We start from the raw sequence: 1,309 nt of genomic DNA, 5'->3' as shown, positions 1-1,309 counted from the left end.
AAAATAATTAGTAACTGGTATGAAGTCCAAAGGAATCTATTCACTTCAGTTATACGTGAGCATATTTTAGCAAACTTTAGTAGTGGTGGCATTGTCTAGAATACATAGATGATGTTTTTTGTCAATGCGTAAGTCCTAAATATAATTAATGACTTTAATGAATTGACTTCAACAGAAATCTCTTGAATACTGATTGTAGTTAACAATTTTTCTGTAAATTTTAGCTAAAAGCCGATTAAAAACTATGACGAAATCACGTTGGCTTCCCAAACTTTTACCCTTAGCAGTATCTTTCGCAACCGCGATGGCAGCAGCAGGCGCTTTTGCGCCGCCAACTTCCGCTCAAAGCAATCCGCCGCCGCAAGCCCAGGAAGTTCAACCAGCCCCAGCAGAAGGATTTAGCATTCCGATTTGGATCTATCCCGTAGGAGCAATGTTCCTAGTTTTCATCTTTCTACCCAAGATTGGCTGGACTTTGGGATTAATTGCGATCGGCGAACGAGAAGTGGGAATTGTTACTAAGAAATTCTCCCGCAAAAATTTGCCATCCAGTAGATTAATTGCTCTCGATGGCGAAGGAGGTTTGCAAGCAGATACCCTTTCTCCCGGCTGGCATTTTGGTTATTTTCCCTGGCAATATAGCATTCGCAAAGAACCAGTTGTTGTCGTTCCTCAAGATGAAATTGGTTTAATTATTGCCAATGACGGAGCCACCATTCCTCCCGATCGCATTTTAGGCAAAGTCGTCGATTGCGACAATTTTCAAAATGCTCGAAAGTTTCTCACCGACGGTGGAGAAAAAGGACGGCAACTAGCCATAATCACAACTGGTATTTATCGGATAAATACGGCTGTATTTGAGGTGATTACTTCTGCAAATGCCTCTGCAAAGGGTATGCAGCCGTCGCAACTTCAACTATACAAACTTGCTCCGGACCGCGTGGGAATTGCGAACGTGCTAGACGGCGTTCCGATTGATGAAGGTGAAATTGCTGGATCAATAATTCCCGGTCACGACAATTTCCAAAAAGCACAATCTTTCATCAAGGGTGGCGGGCGCAGGGGCTTGCAAGAACAGGTGATTCTATCGGGTTCTTGGAACCTCAATCCCTGGTTTGTGCAAGTTGAACAAGTAAAAATGACCGAAGTGCCGATCGGCTATGTAGGCGTAAGCTGTTCGACATCTAAACTGCATTAACTAAGTTACCTTTATTTTTTATTTTTCGGTTCCATTTCATAATTAGTCCTCCTTCATTTAACAGTTTATGTAACAGTGCTTCTAGTTTTTCAATGGATTCAAATAATCTAT

At 41.9% G+C, this 1,309-nt stretch carries 1 protein-coding gene; it reads left to right on the top strand.

The genetic code is table 11. The features are described from left to right. Positions 1–244: 244 nt before the first annotated feature. Positions 245–1,198, top strand: a complete 954-nt coding sequence (locus ACUVJL_RS25005) for a hypothetical protein (protein WP_445248304.1) — start codon at positions 245–247, stop codon at positions 1,196–1,198. The last annotated feature ends 111 nt before the right edge of the window (positions 1,199–1,309 follow it).

Origin of the sequence: Microcoleus sp. OTE_8_concoct_300, assembly GCF_031383065.1 — a bacterium.
In the GTDB taxonomy this organism is placed as follows: domain Bacteria; phylum Cyanobacteriota; class Cyanobacteriia; order Cyanobacteriales; family Microcoleaceae; genus Microcoleus.
This window is presented reverse-complemented; position numbering and strand designations above follow the sequence as displayed.